Genomic DNA, 18,362 nt, shown 5'->3' with positions numbered 1-18,362 from the left:
CCGCCGCTCCGGCGCGGACGTCTCAGTCACGGCTGTTCAACTCCTCGGCGACCTGGCGCGCGACGTGGAGGGCGTGCCTGCGCAGCTCCGTGCCGGCGCGCCTGCCCTTCTCCGACACGTTGGCCTCGATCAGCAGGTTGCTCACCCGGAAGCGGACGACGGCGTGGACCCGGTCCAGGGCGGTGACGTCGTAGGAGAACGCCTCCGCCCCGACCCGGCCGACGTTTCTGAGCGGGCTGACCGACCCGATGGGGCCGGTGCCCGCATCCGCCCTGGTCCTGGTCCGTTCGGCGGCGAAGAACTCGTGGGCCGCGTCGGGGGCGCTCCTGCCCGGCACGGGCGCCTGGTGGGTGAGGGAGACGCGGATCTGGCGCCCGCCGGCCGTGCTGTCCCAGACGCAGTACGCCTCCCGGTCCTGTTCGGCCGGCATGCCCATGGGCGTCGCGCCCGGCACCACGGCCCGGCTCTGGGCCCCGGTCAGCAGGGTGCAGGGTTCCGGGGCGGTGACGAAGCGCCCGGCCCGAGGGTCGGGCGCGGCGGGAGAGGCGCCGGGCGCCGCCTGGCCTCCCGGGACCGTCACGAGCACCACCGCGGCCGCGCCCGCCGCCGCCGCGGCCACCCCCGCCCCGATGAGCCACCCGGTACGGCGGGCCCGGGGCGGTGCCACCGGCTCCGGCGGGGCCTGCGGGGAGAGCGGCCCGGCGGGCAGCCCCTGGGCGACCCGGTGCAGCGCCGCGCGGAGAACGGCCTCTCCGGGACGCTCCCGGGGGTCCTTGGCCAGCACCGCCAGCAGGACGGGGGTCAGGCCGTCCGCCCGCGAGGGGATCGGGGTCTGCTCGGTGAGCACCGCGCCGAGGGTGGCGACCGGCACGCCGCGCTGGAAGGGGCTGCGCCCCTCGACGGCGGTGTAGAGGGCGGCGCCCAGGGACCACAGGTCGGCGGCCGGGCCGTCACCGGTGCCGCGCAGCCGCTCCGGTGCCATGTATCCGGGGGAGCCGACCAGCGCGTCCGGAGAGGTGAGCTGGACGTCGCCCTCCAGCGTGGCGATGCCGAAGTCGGTCAGCAGCACCCCGCCGTCGTGGGCGAGCATGATGTTGGCCGGTTTCACGTCGCGGTGCATGATGCCCCGGCTGTGCGCCAGGGCCAGCGCGTCGAGCACGGCCAGGCCGATCGTGGCCACCCGCGGCGGCGGGAGCGGCCCGTCCTCGCGGATCGCCTGGGCCAGGGAACGGCCCCGGATCAGGTCCATCACGATCCACGGGCGGCCGTCCTGGGCGATGACGTCGTGCACGGCCACGATGGACGGATGGCCCAGCCGGGCGGCGGCGCGGGCCTCGCGGAGGGTGCGCTCCCGCAACTCGGCCCGCTGCGCCTCGGGGAGGCTCGGGTCGAGCTTGACCTCCTTGATCGCCACCTCGCGGTGGAGCAGCTCGTCCTGGGCACGCCAGACCACGCCCATCCCGCCCGCGCCGAGCCGCTCCAGCGCCCGGTAACGGCCCGCGAGCACGGGCAGCGGCAGCTCAGCCATCGGTCTTCAGTGACTGGGTGAGCCAGCGGGCGACCTTCTGGGCCCCCTCCGCGATCTTTCCGTCCCGGTCGTCCTTGACGCCGCCCCGCTCGTAGTCGACCTGGGCGATCAGGTTGCCGGTCCGGAAGACCACGGTCACCTTGTAGGAGCCGCCGTAGAGGTTGATCGAGCTGTAGCCGGCCGTGCTGAACGCCTCCTCGCCGATCCCCTTCAGGGTCTGGGGCGGCGCGGGCTTCGGCGTCGCGAACTTGCCCCTCTCCACGGAGTCGGTCTTCTTGCCGGCCAGATACTCCTTGGCCCGCTGGACCCCGGAGGCGTCCGCCTTCTGGGCGACCAGCCGTACGCGCAGGTCGAACTTCTCCGGGCCGGGCTTGCGCCAGTCGTGCTGGTTGAGCCAGTCGCACGCGGCGGGCTCGACCTCCGAGCTCCGGAAGCCCGGCACGACCTCGTCCGCCTGCTGGTCGTCGAGCAGGCTGCAGGCGCGGGGAGCGGCGGCGAACAGGCCCTTGCCCGCGGCGACGGGCTCGGCGGTGGGGCCGTCCCCGCCGGTGCCGCCGGGCGGTGAGACCAGCAGGAAGCCGATGGCCGCGGCCATGCCGACGACCAGGACGCCGGTCAGCGCCACGATCGGGCGGGGCACGAGCACCCCGGTCCGCTGCCCGGAGCGTCCGGCCGGGTCCGTGGGTTCGCCCGGAGCCGGGGCGGCGGCGAGCGCGTCGCGCGGCCCGGCGGAGGCGGGGACGAGCTCCCGCGAGGCGGGGGCGCCGGGAGGCGTCTGCCGGAGGTCCGGGGCGGGAGGGACCGGAGGGATGGCCGACGGGTCGGAGGCGGGCCGGGGCGGCATGGTGTCCGCCGAGTCGAAGGGGGGCGGCTCGGCGGGTGCCGAGGCGCCGGGCCGCGCGTCCGCGGGGCCGGACGGCGCGTCCGGAGGGTTCGACAGGGTGCCCGAGGGGGACAGCACGTCCGGAGGGCCCGGCAGGATGGCCGAGGGGGACAGCGCGTCCGGGGGGGACGGCGCGCCGGCGGAGCCCGGCGACGGGCCCAGCAGGTCCGCGGGGGCGGCCAGCACGTCCACGGGGAACGGCCCGCCGGCGGAGCCCGGCGGACCCGACGGGGACGGCGCGCCGGCGGAGACCGGCGGGCCCGAGGGGGACGGCGCGTCGATGGAGACCGGCGGCGGGGCCAGCAGGTCCGCCGGGACCGACGGGTCCGCGGGGGCGGCCGGCGTGTCCCCCGGGGCGGGGGGCAGCGGGGCGGGGACCTCACCGCGGTTCTGGGAGACGCCGAGCAGGATGTTGCGCAGGGTCCCGGGGTCGGGCCGCCGGGCCGGGTCGCCGGAGAGCAGCTGGAACAGGATCGAGGCGAGCGGGCCCGCGTTGTCGAGGGATCCGCCGGGGGACGGCTGGCGGCCCTCGACGGCGGTGTAGAGGGTGGCGCCGAGCGACCACAGGTCGGCGGCCGGGCCTGTCACGCCCTCGGGGGCGGTGAAGGTGGGGGACCGGAAGGTCGGCGCGCTCAGGATGATCTGGTCGTGCGGGCCGAGCAGCACCGAGCCGGGCCGTACGTCGCCGTGGAGCAGCCCCCGGGTGTGCACGGCCACGAGCTGGTCCAGCACGGCCAGGCCGACGGTGGCGGCCTGCTGCGGCGTCATCGGCCCGAGCCGCCCGATCACCTGCTCCAGCGAGGCCTGTTCCAGCACCGCCGGGCTCGGTGCGCCGGCGGGGGCCGGACCGGCGGCGGGCGCGCTGGCGTGCCTGCCCTGCGATCGAGGGACGTCTGGGTGGTTCATCGGGTCGCCTTCTGCTTGTTCAGCGCGTTCGCGATCCAGGTGGCGGCGGTGTGGGTGCCGGCCTGGATCGCGGGGCCGTCCTTGCTGCCGTCCACCACGGTGTAGCTGACGTCGACGACGAGGTTGTCGACGCGGAGCACCGTGTGGCTCTTCTCAAGCCTGCCGGTCCTGCGGTTCTCGTAGAGGTCGTAGCCGAACGCCTCGTCCCCGACCGGCTTGACCTCCAGCGGGCCGGTGGCCCGGGCCGACCGGGTCCCGGCCTGGATGCCCGACCAGCTCCAGGCGGTCTCCCCGTTGGGCAGGGTGCCGTTGCGCTGGTTGACGAAGAGCTCGTGGGCCTGGCGCGGGCTCTTGCCCCACTGCTTGCCGCCGCCCACCGGATACACCTCCAGGCCGATCCCGGAGGTCGTCCACTGGCAGCCGCCCTGGTTGGTCGGCTCTCCCCCGGTCTTCAGGGCCGGCAGGAGCTCCTTGACCCGGGCCGCCGGGACCAGCTTGCACAGGTCCACCGGGGTGGCGAAGACGCCCGGCCGCTCGCTGAGCCGCGCCTTCGGGCCCGGGGCCGCGGGGCCGGCGGTCAGGTGGGTCACGCCCATGGCGGCCCCGATGACCGCCGCGACCGCCGCCACCTCGACGGCCGCCCACAGGGCGGTGCGTCCCTTGCGCGGGGCGGGCGCCGACGGGAAGGGGGCCGGCCCGGGGCCGGACGGGAGGGAGAGAGCGGAGGCCGGGTGGGACGGGAGGGGGAGCGCGGGCGCCTGGCGGCCGAGCGCGAGCTCCCGCAGGGCCTGGGCGACGGCGTCGAAGGACGGCCGTTCCTCGGGCCGGGGGGCGAGCATGAGCATCAGCAGCGGACCCAGCGCGCCCGCCCGCTCCGGCGCCCTGGCCGGCTCGGTGAGCACCCGGCTGATCGCCGAGATGGGCGTGTCGGCCGGGTGCGGCGGCACGCCCTCGACGGCGAAGTAGAGCGTGGCGCCCAGGGACCACAGGTCGGAGGCGGGACCGCCGCGCTCGCCGCGCAGACGTTCCGGGGCGATGTAGTTGGGCGAGCCGACCAGGCGGCTGGTGGGGTCGGCCGTCGCCTCGCCCTCGACCACGGCGATGCCGAAGTCGGTGAGGACGGCCCGGCCGCTCCGGGTGAGGAAGACGTTGCCCGGCTTGACGTCCCGGTGCACCACCCCGGCGGCGTGTGCCGCGGCGAGCGCGCTGAGGATGCCCACGCCGACGCGGGCCGCCTGGTGCGCCGGCAGCGGCTGCCTCTCGCGGACCGTCTGCTCCAGGGAGGCGCCCGACAGCAGCTCCATGACGAGCCAGGGCCGCTCCTGCTCGACGATCACGTCGTGGACGGTCACGATCGACGGATGCTTGAGCCGGGCGGCCAGGTTCGCCTCGCGGAGCGCCGCGGCGCAGGCCTCCTCCCGCCGGGCGGGGTCGAGGTCCGGCGGGAGCCGTACCTCCTTGACCGCCACGTCGCGGCCGAGCACCTCGTCGGCGGCCAGCCAGACGGTGCCCATGCCGCCCTCGGCGAGGGGATTGAGCAGCCGGTAGCGGCCCGCTAACACTCGAGTGTCGATCCTGCTCACCCCGTTCGATGTCCCATCGCGGACAGAAACATAGCCACTTAGCGCTCTATGGACCAATGAATGGCGATCACTGCCCGATCATCGGCCCCTGGCTTCTGTTTTCATAGTCCGACGGGACGCGCCCGGCCGCGCCGGACGGCCGGCGCCGGGCGCTCCACCGGCGGTCAGCGCCGGACGCTCCACTGCTCGTGGGCGCTCCACAGGCGCCGCCAGAGCTTGGCGCGCTCGGCGGGGGTGACGTCGTCCAGGGGCATGCCGAAGACGTCGGCCAGCAGTTCGAAGTAGTCGCGCTCGGTCTCCACGGTCACGGTGTGCTCGCGGTCGCCGAGACGGGTGAGGACCAGGCCCCGCAGGATGTCGACGCCGCCCGCGTCGCGTCGCTGGACCGTGGCCACCCGTACGAACCCGGACTCGGGCGAGGTGGACAGGCGCTCGTGCGTCGCCGCGAACGCCTGCATCTCGGCCCGCTCGGCGCGGAAGTCCAGGCCGAGGAAGGTGCCGCGCGGGTCGTGGTCGAACCGCCAGCCGCCGGGCTCGGCCTGCGAGGGGCGCACGCCGTAGGTGAACGGGCCCTGCCGGTAGACGCCCTCGACGAGCGGGAGCGGGTCGTGGAACCCGTCGCCGAGTCCCTGGTCGACCATCCACCGGCCGCCGGGGTTGTCCTCGGAGGGCAGGCCGGAGACCGTGAGGGAGAGGTGGCCGCCGTCGGCGCCCGCCGGATCCCCGGCGGCGTGCTGGGGCCCGCCGAAGTGGCGGGTCACCTGGTAGCCGAGCGCCTCGAGGAGCAGGGAGAAGGCGCCGTTGAGGTGGAAGCAGTAGCCGCCGCGCCCGCCGATGATCCGCGCGACCGACTCCACGGGGTCCACCGTCGTGGGGCGGCCCAGCCAGATCTCCAGGCATTCGTACGGCACGCGCTCCACGTGCGCCCGGTGCAGCAGGTGCAGGGACTCCACGCTCGGAGGGCCGTCGACCTTGGCCCCGATCCTGCGGAGGTACGCCGTCACGTCGGTCACTTCGCCACCATAACGGCTGATCATCCGATTGATATCCGGGTGGGCCATCGGTACGCTGACCGTCCCTTCGAGCACCAAAAGGAGGTGAGGAGCAGATGTTCGCCATCCTGGTAACGCGCTCCCGCCTCGGGCGACAAGCCGCCTGAGAGCCGGAGAGCGCACGCTTTCTGGAGTTCTGACGTGTCTGATCTGTTCTTCCGCCCGCTCGGCGCGGGCGAGTACGACCTGTTCCACAGCTACGGTCCGTCGCCGGCCTCCGGCGTCGGCGCGCGCGGCATCCCCTTCGACGAGCTCGGCTACCGGCCGGACTGGCTCTGGGTGGCGCTGCGCGGCGACGAGGTGGTCGCCCGGGCCGCGTTCTGGGGCCCGCCGGGCTCCGAGCACCCCTTCAGCCTCGACTGGTTCGACCCGGGCACCGGGCCCGACCGGATCGAGGTGGGCGCCGCCCTGCTGCGGGCCGCCTACGCCGCGCTGGTCACCCCGGAATACTCCGCCCCCTCCGGCGAGCGGCCCGACTTCCACCTGTTCCTGCCGGCCGACTGGCGTGAGCGGCCGGACGCCGTCGCCGACGTCGCCGACCGGGTCGAGGCGGCCGAGAAGGCCGGGCTGCGCCACTCCGTGGAGCGGCTCAACCTGCGCTGGATCCCCGACTACGGCCTGCCGCCCAGGTCGACCCGGCTCACCTTCACCCCGGCCGAGGACGACGAGACCGTGGTGGACCTGCTGGCCAAGATTGTCGAGGGCAGCCTGGACGCCTGGGACCGGAAGACCCTCGCCGAGAAGGGGGCGAGGGCGGCCGCGGAGGCGAGCCTGGCCGACGTCGCGCTGTTCCCCGGCGGACGCCACCGGTGGCGGCTGGCCCACGACGCCTCCGGCGATCTGGTCGGCATCGTGATGCCCACCCGGAACTCCAAGTTCGCGACGATCGGCTACATCGGGGTGGACCCCGCCCACCGGGGTCACGGCTACTCCGACGACATGGTGGCCGAGACGCTGCACATCTTCACCGCGGAGGGTGAGCCCGAGGTGAGGGACTCCACCGACGTGGGCAACGCGCCCATGGCGGCCTCGTTCGCCCGGATCGGCTACCAGGTCGTCAGCCGTCGGATGATCATGATCTGACCCGGCGGGGCCTCCGCGCGGGCGGAGGCCCCGCACCCGCGGGCGCGCGCCGCGGTCCCGGACGGGTACGTGCGCAGAACCTTCACAATTCACCACAGGCCGCCTGCACAGGACCGGTCTACGCTGCCCGGCATGACACTCCCTCAACGACGTGTCCTCGTGGTGGAGGACGACGAGACGATCGCGCGGGCCGTACGGCACCGGCTGGCCGCCGAGGGCTTCGACGTCCAGGTCGTCGGCGACGGCCAGGAAGCGCTCGCCGCCTACGCGGGGTCCGCGCCCGACGTGGTGGTGCTCGACCGGCTGCTGCCCGGTCTCGACGGGCTGGAGGTGTGCCGGCGGATGCAGGCCGCCCGGCCGGTGCCGGTGCTCATGCTCACCGCGTTGGGGGAGGAGACCGACCTGCTCGTGGGGCTCGGGGTCGGGGCCGACGACTACATGACCAAGCCGTTCAGCATGCGCGAGCTGGTCGCCCGGGTGCACGCGCTGCTGCGGCGGGTGGAGCGGGCCTCCCAGCTCGCCGTGGCGGATCCGGTCATCCGCGCCGGCGACGTGGAGATCGACACCGCCGAGCGCCGGGTCTACGTGCGGGGCGCCGAGGCCCAGCTCACCCGTACGGAGTTCGACCTGCTCTGCCGCCTCGCCGAACGGCCGGGCCAGGTGTTCGAGCGGGAGCGGCTGCTGGCCGACATCTGGGGGTTCTCCGAGGCCGCCGCGACCCGCACGGTCGACAGCCACGTGCGCGCCCTGCGCCGCAAACTGGGGCCGGGCGTCGTCCGGACCGTCCACGGGGTCGGATACGCCCTCGTCCGCCGGTGAGCCGGCCTGTGTCCCCCCACTCCAACACAGGGATGTGACGACCATTGAGACCCCTCGACTTCCTGGGCCGGATCAAGGCCAAGCTCGGCATGGTGATCGTGCTGGCCGTGGCGGCGGCGTTCGTCGTCAACGAGGTCGGCATCAACGCCGGCTACTCGCGTGACGTGCGGGTCGCGGTGGCCGTGGTGCTGGCCCTGATCATGGTGCAGCTACTGGCCAGGGGGATGACCAGGCCGCTGCGCGAGATGGCCGCCGCCGCGCAGACCATCGCCAAGGGACGCTACGGCCTGCGGGTCAGCGCCACCTCCCGGGACGAGGTCGGCGAGCTCGCCCGGGCCTTCAACGCGATGGCGGCGGACCTGGGGGAGGTGGACCGGCAGCGGCGCGAGCTGGTGGCCAACGTCAGCCACGAGCTCCGCACGCCGATAACCGCACTCCGCGCCGTGCTGGAGAACGTCGTGGACGGCGTCTCGGCACCCGACCAGGCGACGCTGGAGACGGCGCTGGCCCAGGCGGAGCGGCTCGGCCGGCTGGTGGCCCAGCTCCTGGACCTGTCCCGGCTGGAGTCGGGCGCCCGGCTGATCGAGCTTGAGGACGTCGAGCTCGCGCCGCTGTGCGGCCAGGCGCTGCGCGAGGCCGTGCTGACCGGCGGCGGGGTCACGGCCCGTTGCGAGGTGCCCGAGGGGCTGAGCGTCCGGGCCGACTCCGACCTGCTGGCCCAGGTGCTGGCGAACCTGCTGGACAACGCGGTACGGCACAGCCCCGACGGCGGGGCCGTGGTGCTGTCGGCGGACGCCGAGGGGACCGGGGTACGGCTGCGCGTGACCGACCAGGGACCCGGGATCCCGGCCGAGGACCGGGCCCGGGCGTTCGAGCGTTTCTCCCGCCTGGACGCCGGCCGCGCCGCCGACGGCGGCGGCGCCGGTCTCGGGCTGGCCATCGCCAGGGAGATCGTCGAGCTCCACGGCGGCTCCATCCGCGTCGAGGACGGCGCCGGCTGCCGCGTCGCGGTCGACCTTCCCGGAAGGATCACGACGGCCCTCCGGCCCGAGTCCCCCGCCCCCGGCCTCCCGGCCCCCGGCCTCCCGGCCCCCGCTCCCGCGCTCCCGCCGGCCGCCGCCTCCGACCCCCTCGCGTCTCCCGGGTCATCCGCCTCCGGGGCTCTGGTGTCTCCTGGGTCTTCCGTGTCCGGGCCTCTGGTGTCTTCCGTCTCCGGCCTCCCGGCGCCCACGCCCGCGTCCGGGCTCCCGCCGGCCGCCGTCTCCGAGTCCCTCGGGTCTCCTGTGTCTGGGGCTCTGGTGTCTTCCGTCTCCGGCCTCTCGGCGCCCGCGCCTGAGGCCCCGCGGGCCGCCGCCTCCGAGTCCCTCGCGTCTTCCGGGTCCTCCGCGTCCGGGGTTCCCGTGTCTCCCGCGCCTGAAGCCCCGTCGGCCGCCGCCCCCGGGTCCGGGTCTCTCGTGCCTTCCACGCCCGGGACCTTCCCGTCTCCCGCCCCCGGGGCGGTCAGGCCCGTGCCGTCCCCCCCGGGCGCTCCCGGGCCCGGACCCGCGGGCGTCCCCGTGCGTCCCGCCCCGCGGGCCGCCGGGCAGGTTCCGGTGCGCAATTGGGGCGGGGCGGTCGCCGGTGTCCTCCTCGGCGGGCTCGTCGGCCTTCTCTGCGGCGGGGTCGTGGGGATCGCGGTCGGGCTCATGGTGCCCGTGCTGGGCGCGCTGGCGGGCGTCGGCGTCACGGTGGTCGGCGGGTTCATCGGCACGGTCATCGGCGCCACCACGGTCTCGGGCGAGGCTTGGAACGCCTACGGGCCGCCCGCCCATCTCCCCCCGGCGCAGCCGCCCGCCGTAGGGCGCCCCGCCGTACCGGGGCCGGACGGCGCGGGGGCGGGTGCCGGGCCGGTGACGGGGGCCGGGCCCCATCCTCACGGAGGCCCGCCCGGAGGTTACGTGGCACCGCCGATCTTCCCCCGGCCGGAGCTGCCGCCCACCCCCCGATGGCTGCTGCCGGTGTGCGCCGGGGTCGGGCTCGTCGCGGCGGTCGCGCTGCCCTACAGCGCGATGGGGCTGGGGTTCGTGCTCGTCGCCGTCGTCATGGGGGCGGCACTGCTGCCGGCCGTGCGCCAGAGGGTGACCCCGTGGTCGGCGGGGCTGGGGGTGCTCGCCTACGGGCTGGTCGCGGTGGCGGTGTTCAGGGACGCGGACTGGCTCGTCGGGCTGCTCCTGCTGGCGGGGTTCCTGCTGGCCGCGCTCGCCCTGTCGGGGGCCGGGGCCGGCTGGCTCGCGATGGCCAGGGGCGGTGTCTCGGTCGTGCTGGGGCTGCTGCCCGTGCCCTGGTTCCTGGCCGCGCCGATGAAGTCGGTGCGGGGGACGGCGCTGCGCAGGCGGGTGGTGCCCGTGCTCGTCGGGATCGGCCTGAGCGTGGTGCTGGTGGTGGTGTTCGGGGCGCTGTTCGCCTCGGCGGACGCGGTCTTCGCCGAGGCCGTCGAGCGGGTGTTCGCGGCGCGGGGCTGGGCGGACTCGGTGCCGCTGCGGATCCTGCTGTTCGCGGTGTTCGGGGTACTGGCCGCCTCGGCGGCACTGGTGGGCCTGCGCCCGGCGGCCCGGCCGCAGGCTCCGGACCTGCGACTGAAGGTGAGCCGTGGCCTCTGGGTGACCCCGCTGGCCGCGCTGAACCTGCTGTTCGCGGTGTTCGTGGCGATGCAGCTGACGGTGCTGTTCGGCAGCTCCCGCTGGGTGGTGTCCGCCACCGGGCTGACCTACGCCGAGTACGCCCGCTCGGGGTTCTTCCAGCTCGTCGTGGTCAGCGTGTCCGTGCTGGCGATCGTGGCGGTCGCCGCGGGGGCGCTCGGGCTCGCGGGGCGCGACCGGTGGCTGATGGCGGGGCTGCTCGGCGTGCTCTGCGCGCTGACCATGGTGATCCTGGTCTCCGCGCTGCACCGGCTGGGCCTGTACGTCGAGGCGTACGGGTTCTCGCGGCTGCGGGCCTCGGTGGGGGCCGCCATCTGGTGGCTGGGCGCGGTCTTCGCGCTGATCCTGATCAGCGGTGCGGTACGGCTGACGCGGCGCGGGGGCGCCGGGTGGCTGCCCAGGACCCTGGTCGCGATGACCGGGGTGGCGCTGCTGGCGTTCGCGGTCTGGAACCCGGATCTGCGGGTCGCCGAGACCCAGCTCGCCGTCCGGGGCGTGGACCGGATCGACCAGGACTACCTGGGCGGTCTCGGCGCGGAGGCCGTACCGGCGCTGGACCGGCTGCCCGAGCCGGCCCGCAGTTGCGTGCTGCGGGAGGTGGTCCGGGACAACGGCCTGTCCGCGCCCGACTCCTGGAACGGCTGGAACCTCGCCCGCCAGCAGGCGCGGGAGCTGCTCGGCCGGCGGCCGGTGCGCACGGACGTCACCTGCCCCCGGACGCTCTCCCGGCTGGACATCCCCTACCAGGACTGAGCCGGTACGGCTCCCGCCGGCGGGCGGGAGCCGTACCGGACGGGCGGGTCAGGGCACCCAGTGGTTGCCGGTCACCGTGATCATGACCTGGAGCTGGATGCTGGTGGAGAAGTAGTCGTTGGAGGTGAACGGGGCGTTCAGCATCTTGTTCCACAGGGCGTCCAGCCAGGCCTGGCTGCCGGAGTCGGTCATCGCCGCCACCGCGAACGGGGCGAAGTAGGCCGGCTCGCTACCGCTGGAGATCTGCGTGCCGTTCAGGGAGTAGCCGACGGCGATCTTGTTCGGGTCTCCGCCGGTCTTGCTCTTGATCCAGGTGTTCAGCTTGCGCGCGGCGGCGAGCGACTTGGCGTCGCCGCTGGTCACCGCGTCGGCGCCGATCCGCCACGGGTCACGGCAGGCGTTCCACCAGTACTTGCCGTCGTTGGGGTCCTCCAGGACCTTGCCCGGGGCGGGCTTCGGGGTGGTGTTGGTGTTGACCACGAAGTCGGCCAGCAGGCCGGTGCCCGCGGCGTAGGTCGCCTGCTGGGAGGCGATGAGGTTCTGGTGGTTGGCGCGGACGGTGTCCCAGGTCGCGTCGCCGGTGGCCTTGCGGAACGCCCTGAAGTGATCGATCATCCAGTCCGAGGAACGGCTGATCCAGTAGTACTGGTCGCCGGAGCTGGTCCAGTCGCCCAGCTTCATCAGCTTGGTGGTCGGGTTGACCTCACCGGCCTTGATGGCGTTGATGTGCTTGATCGCGAGCTGTTTGTAGTCGTAGGCGCCCGCGCTGCCCCACTGCCGGTCGGCCAGGAGCAGGCCGTAGGCGACGTCCAGGTCGCCGTCGGTGGCGGAGTCGCCGCCGTTGACGCTCTTGCAGGAGGTGTCCTGCTCGGCGGCGAGCAGGCCGGGGGTGACCGACGAGGGGTGGGCCAGGACGTACTTCAGCAGGCCGTCGAAGATCTTCTTGGCGTCGGGGTCGGCCCCCGCCATGGTGGCGGCGATGACCATGCCGTAGCCCTGGGCCTCGGCCACGTACGGGTGGTCGGCGTCGGGGGAGATGATCTGGTACCAGCCGTTGCCGCAGTTCTGCTTGACGAAGGCGGCCTTCCAGCGCTTGTAGTAGTCGACCACCTTCTGGTCGAGCGTGGCCTGGCTCCCGCCGGGCCGCAGCATCCCGGAGGCGTAGGGGATCGTGTGGCCCCCGAAGGGCACGGCCGGTCCGCCGGGGGTCGGAGTCGGAGTCGGCGTGGGGGTCGGGGTGGGGGTGGGGGTGCCGCCAGTGCTGCCGTAGACCTCCATCTCGTACAGCGAGTAGCCGTAGGCGGTGCCGCGTGCCGTGCCGTACAGCCGGACGTAGCGGCCGGTGCCGGACAGGGCCAGGTCGTCCACGGCGCCGTCGCCGGAGCCGGTCGAGTAGACGTCGGTCCAGGCCGAGCCGTCGGCCGAGGTCTGGATCCGGTACGCCTTGCCGTAGGCGGCCTCCCAGGTCAGCTTGACCCGGGAGATCGTGGCGGACTGGCCCAGGTCGACGCGGAGCCACTCGGGGTCGTGGCCCTCGGCGGAGGCCCAGCGGGTCGAGCCGTCCGAGTCGAAGGCGTTGCCCGGGGTCAGCGTGGCGTCCTCGCTGGAGGAGGCGGTGGCCGGCCGGCCCTGGGACAGGAGGGAGTCGGCGGCGAGGCCGGGCGGCGCCGCCAGCACGGACACCGACGCGATCAGGGCGAGCGCCAGTGCCGGGACGAGGATGGTCGAGGGGTGACGGAGACGCGGTCTCGCATGCACAGGGTCCGCCCTCTCTGCGGTCATCTAGTTAGGAAAGGTTCCTAACTAGATGAAGATGGCATCATTCCCGCCGCGCCGGGGTCAAGGGGTGGGGGGGCCTAATTATCGCCGTCCGGATCCGTCCGGCCCGGCGCCGAGCCGGTGGAGGCGTGCCTGGATGCATGGGATTCCCGGCGAATGATTGAATCCCAACATGTCATTCGATGTGTTGATCAAGGGCGGCCAGGTGCTGGACGGCACGGGCTCCCCGGCCTTCCGGGCGGATGTCGGCATCACCGGAGACCGGATCGTCGCGGTGGGCCGGCTGGCCGGCGCGGAGGCCGCGACGGTGATCGACGCAGCCGGCCGGCACGTCATGCCGGGCCTGATCGACTGCCATGCCCACGGCGACGCCCTGGTGTTCGACCCGGGGGTGCAGCTCGCCGCGCTCCGCCAGGGCGTGACCACGTTCGTCCTGGGTCAGGACGGCCTGTCCTTCGCCCCCGCCTCCACCCCGGAGACCTTCGCCTACGCCACCCGCTACTTCGCCGCGGTCAACGGGACCCACCCGTCGGCCGACGGGCCGCTCGGCGTGCGCGAGCTGCTGGACGGCTACGACCGCGTGACCGCGCTGAACACCGCCTACCTGCTGCCGCACGGCACGATCCGCTACGACGTGATGGGCGCCGCCGAGCGGGCCGCGACCCCCGACGAGCTGGCCGGGATGCTCGCCCGCGTCGAGCGCGGCCTGTCGGAGGGGGCGGTGGGGCTGTCCACCGGACTGGAGTACGCCCCCGGACGCTACGCCGACGCCGAGGAGATCGCCGCGCTCTGCGCGCCGCTGGGCGCCCTGCCGTACGTCACGCACATGCGCGGGTACGGCGCGCTGGCCGGGACGGGCATGGCCGAGGTGACGGACATCGCCCGGCGCTCGGGCGCCGCCGTGCACGTCTCGCACTACCACGGTCCGGCCTCCGCCCTGCTGCCGCTGGTGGACCAGGCCCGGCTCGACGGGCTGGACGTCACCTTCGACACCTACCCCTACCTGCGCGGCAGCACGATCCTGGCGATGGTCGCGCTGCCGTCGTGGATCCCGGCCGCCGACACCGACCGGGCGCTGGAGCTGCTGGAGTCCGAGCCGGTCGACTGGGACCCGGCGCTCTGGCCGCGGATCACCTTCTCCCACGTGCCCGGGGCCGAGTGGGCCGAGGGGCTCTCGCTCCCGGAGGCCGCCGCCAAGGCCGGCCTGGAGCCTGGCGAGTTCTGCCGCCGCGTCCTGATCGACACCCGGCTGGAGGCCGGCTGCGTGACGGCCCGCCCCGACGAGGGCCCCGAGGGCGAGGAGTCGGTGCGCGCGATCCTGCGCCACCCGGCGCACACGGGCGGCTCCGACGGCATCTACGTCGGCGGTCACCCCCACCCCCGGGGCTACGGCGCCTTCGCCCGCATGCTGGGCCACCACGTCCGCGAGACCGGCGACTGGACCCTGGAGCAGGCCGCCGTCCACCTGGCCTCCCACCCGGCCCGCCGCTTCGGTCTCGCCGGCCGGGGGCTGGTCCGCGCCGGGCAGGCCGCCGACGTCGTCGTCTTCGACTCCCGGGCGGTCTCCGACCGGGCGACCTACGCCGCCCCGCGCACCCTGGCCGTCGGCGTCGGCGACGTCCTCGTCTCCGGCGTCCCCGTCCTGGCGGGAGGAGAGCTCACCGGGGCCACCCCCGGACGGGCGCTGCGGCCCTGAGGATAGGGTCACCAGAGCGGACGAAGGGGACATCGCATGAAGGGGATCGTGGATCCCGGCAGGGCAGTCGGATCGTCGCTGTTCGGAGGGGCGTTCAGCTTCCCCGTCATGGTGGCGCACCGCAGCGCGCTGGAGCACAACATCGCGACGCTCGCGGCCTTCGCCGCCGAGCACGGGCTGATGCTGGTCCCGCACGCCAAGACGACCATGTCGCCCCAGCTGGTCCGGGCCCAGCTCGACGCCGGGGCGTGGGGGCTGACGGTCGCCACCCCCAGCCAGGCGCTCACCCTGCGCGAGTTCGGCGTCTCCCGGATCATCATCGCCAACCAGGTCTTCGACCCGGCGGGACTCGACGCTCTCGCGGCGCAGCTCGCCGAGGACCCGTCGTTCGAGTTCCTCTGCTTCGTGGACTCGGTGGCCGGGGTGGAGACGCTCGCCAAGCACGCCGGGGCCAGGCCGTTCCGGGTGCTGGCCGAGCTCGGGCACGAGGGCGGGCGGGCCGGCAGCCGCACACTCGGCGGGCTCCTGGAGGTCGCCGCGGCGGCGCAGGCGGCCGACGGCGTGGAGCTCGCGGGCGTCGCCGGGTACGAAGGCTCGCTGACGTCGGCCGCGGAGGTGCGGGCCTACCTGTACCGGATGCTGGAGGCGCTGGAGCACCTGCGGGTGCGCGACCCGATCCTGTCGGTGGGCGGGAGCCAGTGGTTCGACGTGATCGGCCGGGAGCTCGCCGCCTGCCAGGCGAGGATCATGCTGCGCAGCGGCGCCTACATCACCCACGACGACGGCTACTACCGCGAGCGCACGCCCTACACCCGGATCGAGGGCGAGCTGCGGGCCGCGCTGGAGATCTGGGCGCACGTGCTGAGCGTCCCCGAGCCGGGCCTGGCCGTCGTCGGGTTCGGCAAGCGGGACGCCCCCTTCGACGAGGGTCTGCCGGTGCCCCGCGGGGCCGTCGCCGACGCCACGGTGCTCAAGATGCAGGACCAGCACGCGGTCCTGCGGCTCGCGCCGGACTCGAAGGTGAAGCCGGGAGACTTGGTCTCGTTCGGCATCTCCCACCCGTGCACCGCCTTCGACAAGTGGCGGGTCATGCCGGTGGTCGACGACGACTACATCGTCGTCGACCTGATCGACACCTGTTTCTGATCTCTGAGCGTTTTTCCTGATCGCTGATCCCGGCGATTCCCGTTGTTCCCGGTTAACGGTTAAGAGGAGTGGTGACATGAGTGGCAAGCAGGAGCTGCGGACCGACGAGGGCGCGGCGCCGATCGGGGCCTATTCGCAGGGCCTCGTGGTCGGGGACTTCGTCTACACCTCGGGCGCGGGCCCGCTGGACCCCAAGACCGGCGAGGTCGTCGGGGCGGACGTGGCCGAGCAGACCCACCAGGTGATGCGCAACCTGGGCGCGATCCTCGCCGCCCACGGTCTGGGCTTCGACGACGTGGTGAAGTCGACCGTCCACCTCCAGCACCTCAAGCGGGACTTCGCCGCCTACAACGAGGTCTACAAGTCCTACTTCACCCAGCCGTATCCGGTCCGCACGACCGTCGGCTCCGACTTGATGGACATCCTTGTCGAGATCGACTTCGTGGCCTACAAGCCGCGTTAGAGTCTGACCGACTGCGTGGGAGGGCGGCGGCTTGGACAGCTCGCTATACGTCTATGTCGAGGACGTGCGCGGGGAGGGCCTGGACAAGGTCCTCGACCGCATCACCGGATACGGCGTGGCGGGCGTGACCGTGGCCGCCGCCTACCACTGCGCCCGTGACGTCACCCCCCACGGCCGCCCCCGCGTGACGATCCGCAGGGACGGCGCGCACTTCACGCCGCCCGAAGACCTGTTCGGCGAACTGCGCCTGGTCCCGCCCGTCCAGGAGGGCGCCGCAGAGCAGCCGCTGGCGGCACTGCGCCTGGCCACCGCCGAGCGCGGCCTCAAGCTGCACGGCTGGACCGTCTTCCTGCAGAACACCACGCTCGGCCTGGCCAACCCCGACGTGACCGTGCGCAGTTGCTTCGGCGACCGGGGCTCGCCCGCCGACCTTTGCCCCTCCCACCCGGACGTCCGCCGTTACGCGGTCGCGCTGGGCCGGGCGGTGGCCAGGCAGGGGGTCGACAGCGTGGTCGCCGAGGCGCTGCACTTCGGCACCTTCGGCCACGGCTACCACCACGAGCGCAGCTTCGTCCCGCTCGGGCCGATGGACGTCTTCCTGCTCGGTCTGTGCTTCTGCGACTTCTGCATGCGCCGCGCGGCCGACCTGGGCGTCAACGCCGAGGTGGCGCGCGAGGAGTGCGCCAGGGTCGTGGGCGGCGTGCTCGACGGCGACCCGCCCGCGCAGGGCGAGGTGACCCGGGCGGCGCTGACCGCCTACGCCGGACCCGAGGTGGTCGCCTACGCGCGGGCCCGCTCGGAGGTGGTGACCTCGCTGGTCTCGGAGGTCTCCACGGCCGTCACCGCCGAGGGCTCCAAGCTGGTCTTCCTCGACGCGACGGGCTCGGTCAAGGGCTACGCCGACGGCCTGCCCTCGGGAGGGCTCGCCGCGCACGACTCCTGGCAGCTCGGCGTGGACCTGGTCGCGCTCGGCGACCTGGTGCCCTCGCTGGGCGTGCTCGCCTACGCCCGCGACGCCGGCAGGGTCGGCGACGACGTGGGCGCCTACCGCCGCTCGACGGGCAAGGACAAGGAGCTGCGGGTCGTGCTCCGGCCCGGCCTGCCCGACACCGACTCGGCCGACCGGCTCGCCGCCAAGGTCCGGGCCGTCCGGGCCGCGGGGGCCGACGCGGTCGACTTCTACGCCTACGGGCTCATGCCGTACCCGATCCTCGACCGCATCCCGGGCGCGCTCGCGGACTGACCGCCGGGGCTGAGCCGGGTCCGGCTCCGGGCGTGCTCGCGGACCGCCCGGGGCCTACGCCGCGGCGCGTTCCCGGACCGCCTGGGGCCTACGCCGCGGCGCGTCCCCGGACCGCCGCCCGGGTCCTCAGCGGCGACCGGCGCGCTCTCGGGTCAGCCCGTCGAGGACCGTGCTCACCGCCTGCGCGGCGAAGCCGTCGTCGAGGGGGAGCCCCCGGAAGACCGTGCGCAGCCATACCGCGCCGGCGAGCAGATCCATGATCAGCATCGGGTCGGCCGTGCCGGGCAGCTCGCCGCGCCGCCTCGCGCGCTCGAAGACGGCCTCCTCCCGGGCGAGCCGGTCGGCGAAGAAACGCTGGGCCGCCGCGGCGAGCTCGGGATGGTGTACGGCGGCGCCGAGCGCGGCCACCGCGACGTCGGCCGCCGGGGGCCGCGTGAGCAGCGCGGCCATCCCGTGGACCAGCGCCTCCAGGTCCGTCCTGAGGCTGCCGGTGTCGGGCGGCTCCATCGCGAGCAGGTCGGCCTCGACCAGCGCGGCGGCGAGCAGCGCCGCCTTGGACGGCCACCACCGGTAGATCGTGGTCTTGTTGACCCCCGACCGCTCGGCCACCCCCTCCACGGTCAGCCCCTCGTAGCCCTTGGCGGCGAGGAGTTCGAGCGTCGCCCGGAAGATCTGCTGTTCCTTGCGCGGTGCCATGGGCCGAGTGTAACAACGCAACGGTGCGTTGTGTTTCAATGAGTACAACGCACC

The 18,362-nt window shown here is 74.2% G+C and carries 13 protein-coding genes; 7 read left to right on the top strand and 6 right to left on the bottom strand.

The features are described 5' to 3' along the window. Nucleotides 1-22: 22 nt before the first annotated feature. The 4 genes from ACZ6R6_RS02665 to ACZ6R6_RS02650 all read right to left on the bottom strand — a co-directional run bounded on the left by ACZ6R6_RS02665 (nucleotide 23) and on the right by ACZ6R6_RS02650 (nucleotide 5,913). Complete coding sequence (locus tag ACZ6R6_RS02665; RefSeq protein ID WP_470089601.1) at nucleotides 23-1,528, bottom strand: serine/threonine-protein kinase; 1,506 nt, start codon at nucleotides 1,526-1,528, stop codon at nucleotides 23-25. After that, complete coding sequence (locus tag ACZ6R6_RS02660) at nucleotides 1,521-3,317, bottom strand: serine/threonine protein kinase (protein ID WP_470089600.1); 1,797 nt, start codon at nucleotides 3,315-3,317, stop codon at nucleotides 1,521-1,523. The genes ACZ6R6_RS02665 and ACZ6R6_RS02660 overlap by 8 nt, the downstream gene beginning before the upstream one ends. After that, nucleotides 3,314-4,900 carry a serine/threonine-protein kinase gene (locus ACZ6R6_RS02655; RefSeq protein ID WP_470089599.1) on the bottom strand — a complete coding sequence of 529 codons (1,587 nt, stop codon included), beginning with the start codon at nucleotides 4,898-4,900 and terminating at the stop codon, nucleotides 3,314-3,316. Before ACZ6R6_RS02655 ends, ACZ6R6_RS02660 begins: the two co-directional genes overlap by 4 nt. Before the next feature lie 164 nt (nucleotides 4,901-5,064). Next, nucleotides 5,065-5,913: an arylamine N-acetyltransferase family protein gene (locus ACZ6R6_RS02650; protein ID WP_470089597.1), complete on the bottom strand. Its 849-nt coding sequence runs from the start codon at nucleotides 5,911-5,913 to the stop codon at nucleotides 5,065-5,067. A 180-nt stretch (nucleotides 5,914-6,093) separates the two neighbouring features. Here ACZ6R6_RS02650 and ACZ6R6_RS02645 point away from each other — a divergent pair, with 180 nt between their 5' ends. The 3 genes from ACZ6R6_RS02645 (at nucleotide 6,094) to ACZ6R6_RS02635 (ending at nucleotide 11,285) form a co-directional block, all read left to right on the top strand. Next, nucleotides 6,094-7,035 carry a GNAT family N-acetyltransferase gene (locus ACZ6R6_RS02645; protein ID WP_470089596.1) on the top strand — a complete coding sequence of 314 codons (942 nt, stop codon included), beginning with the start codon at nucleotides 6,094-6,096 and terminating at the stop codon, nucleotides 7,033-7,035. Nucleotides 7,036-7,167: 132 nt separating this feature from the next. After that, nucleotides 7,168-7,854: a response regulator transcription factor gene (locus ACZ6R6_RS02640; RefSeq protein WP_306858713.1), complete on the top strand. Its 687-nt coding sequence runs from the start codon at nucleotides 7,168-7,170 to the stop codon at nucleotides 7,852-7,854. A gap of 44 nt (nucleotides 7,855-7,898) precedes the next feature. Beyond that, a complete protein-coding gene (locus tag ACZ6R6_RS02635; RefSeq protein ID WP_470089594.1) occupies nucleotides 7,899-11,285 on the top strand; it encodes a DUF4153 domain-containing protein in 3,387 nt (1,128 codons plus the stop codon). 48 nt (nucleotides 11,286-11,333) lie between these two features. On the opposite strand, the gene ACZ6R6_RS02630 is transcribed toward ACZ6R6_RS02635, so the two are convergent. Then, nucleotides 11,334-13,043 carry a glycosyl hydrolase family 8 gene (locus ACZ6R6_RS02630; RefSeq protein ID WP_470089593.1) on the bottom strand — a complete coding sequence of 570 codons (1,710 nt, stop codon included), beginning with the start codon at nucleotides 13,041-13,043 and terminating at the stop codon, nucleotides 11,334-11,336. Between the two features lie 193 nt (nucleotides 13,044-13,236). Between ACZ6R6_RS02630 and ACZ6R6_RS02625 the strand changes: the two genes are divergently transcribed. From ACZ6R6_RS02625 to ACZ6R6_RS02610, 4 genes are all read left to right on the top strand, one after another. Further along, the gene (locus tag ACZ6R6_RS02625) at nucleotides 13,237-14,760 is read left to right on the top strand and encodes an N-acyl-D-amino-acid deacylase family protein (RefSeq protein WP_470089592.1); all 1,524 of its coding nucleotides are present in this window, start codon (nucleotides 13,237-13,239) and stop codon (nucleotides 14,758-14,760) included. 36 nt (nucleotides 14,761-14,796) lie between these two features. Next, nucleotides 14,797-15,906 carry an alanine racemase gene (locus tag ACZ6R6_RS02620; protein WP_470089591.1) on the top strand — a complete coding sequence of 370 codons (1,110 nt, stop codon included), beginning with the start codon at nucleotides 14,797-14,799 and terminating at the stop codon, nucleotides 15,904-15,906. Nucleotides 15,907-15,982: 76 nt separating this feature from the next. After that, a complete protein-coding gene (locus ACZ6R6_RS02615; protein WP_306858707.1) occupies nucleotides 15,983-16,369 on the top strand; it encodes a Rid family detoxifying hydrolase in 387 nt (128 codons plus the stop codon). A gap of 31 nt (nucleotides 16,370-16,400) precedes the next feature. Next, on the top strand, nucleotides 16,401-17,612 hold the full coding sequence (locus ACZ6R6_RS02610; RefSeq protein ID WP_470089589.1) for a hypothetical protein: 1,212 nt from the start codon (nucleotides 16,401-16,403) through the stop codon (nucleotides 17,610-17,612). A 126-nt stretch (nucleotides 17,613-17,738) separates the two neighbouring features. Here the strand turns inward: ACZ6R6_RS02610 and ACZ6R6_RS02605 are convergent, their stop codons facing one another. Beyond that, the gene (locus ACZ6R6_RS02605; RefSeq protein WP_470089588.1) at nucleotides 17,739-18,308 is read right to left on the bottom strand and encodes a TetR/AcrR family transcriptional regulator; all 570 of its coding nucleotides are present in this window, start codon (nucleotides 18,306-18,308) and stop codon (nucleotides 17,739-17,741) included. Between the last annotated feature and the right edge of the window lie 54 nt (nucleotides 18,309-18,362).

It is taken from the genome of Streptosporangium sp. NPDC048886 (genome assembly GCF_055586905.1).
Note: the sequence above shows the minus strand (reverse complement) of the source record. Positions and strands in the feature narration are given on the sequence as shown.

What these genes read in the sequence shown, in the direction of transcription:
- ACZ6R6_RS02620 (WP_470089591.1), top strand. Translation starts at nt 14,797, where the DNA reads ATGAAGGGGATCGTGGATCCCGGCAGGGCAGTCGGATCGTCGCTGTTC.
- ACZ6R6_RS02660 (WP_470089600.1), bottom strand. Translation starts at nt 3,317, where the DNA reads ATGAACCACCCAGACGTCCCTCGATCGCAGGGCAGGCACGCCAGCGCG.
- ACZ6R6_RS02625 (WP_470089592.1), top strand. Translation starts at nt 13,237, where the DNA reads ATGTCATTCGATGTGTTGATCAAGGGCGGCCAGGTGCTGGACGGCACG.
- ACZ6R6_RS02605 (WP_470089588.1), bottom strand. Translation starts at nt 18,308, where the DNA reads ATGGCACCGCGCAAGGAACAGCAGATCTTCCGGGCGACGCTCGAACTC.
- ACZ6R6_RS02665 (WP_470089601.1), bottom strand. Translation starts at nt 1,528, where the DNA reads ATGGCTGAGCTGCCGCTGCCCGTGCTCGCGGGCCGTTACCGGGCGCTG.
- ACZ6R6_RS02640 (WP_306858713.1), top strand. Translation starts at nt 7,168, where the DNA reads ATGACACTCCCTCAACGACGTGTCCTCGTGGTGGAGGACGACGAGACG.
- ACZ6R6_RS02615 (WP_306858707.1), top strand. Translation starts at nt 15,983, where the DNA reads ATGAGTGGCAAGCAGGAGCTGCGGACCGACGAGGGCGCGGCGCCGATC.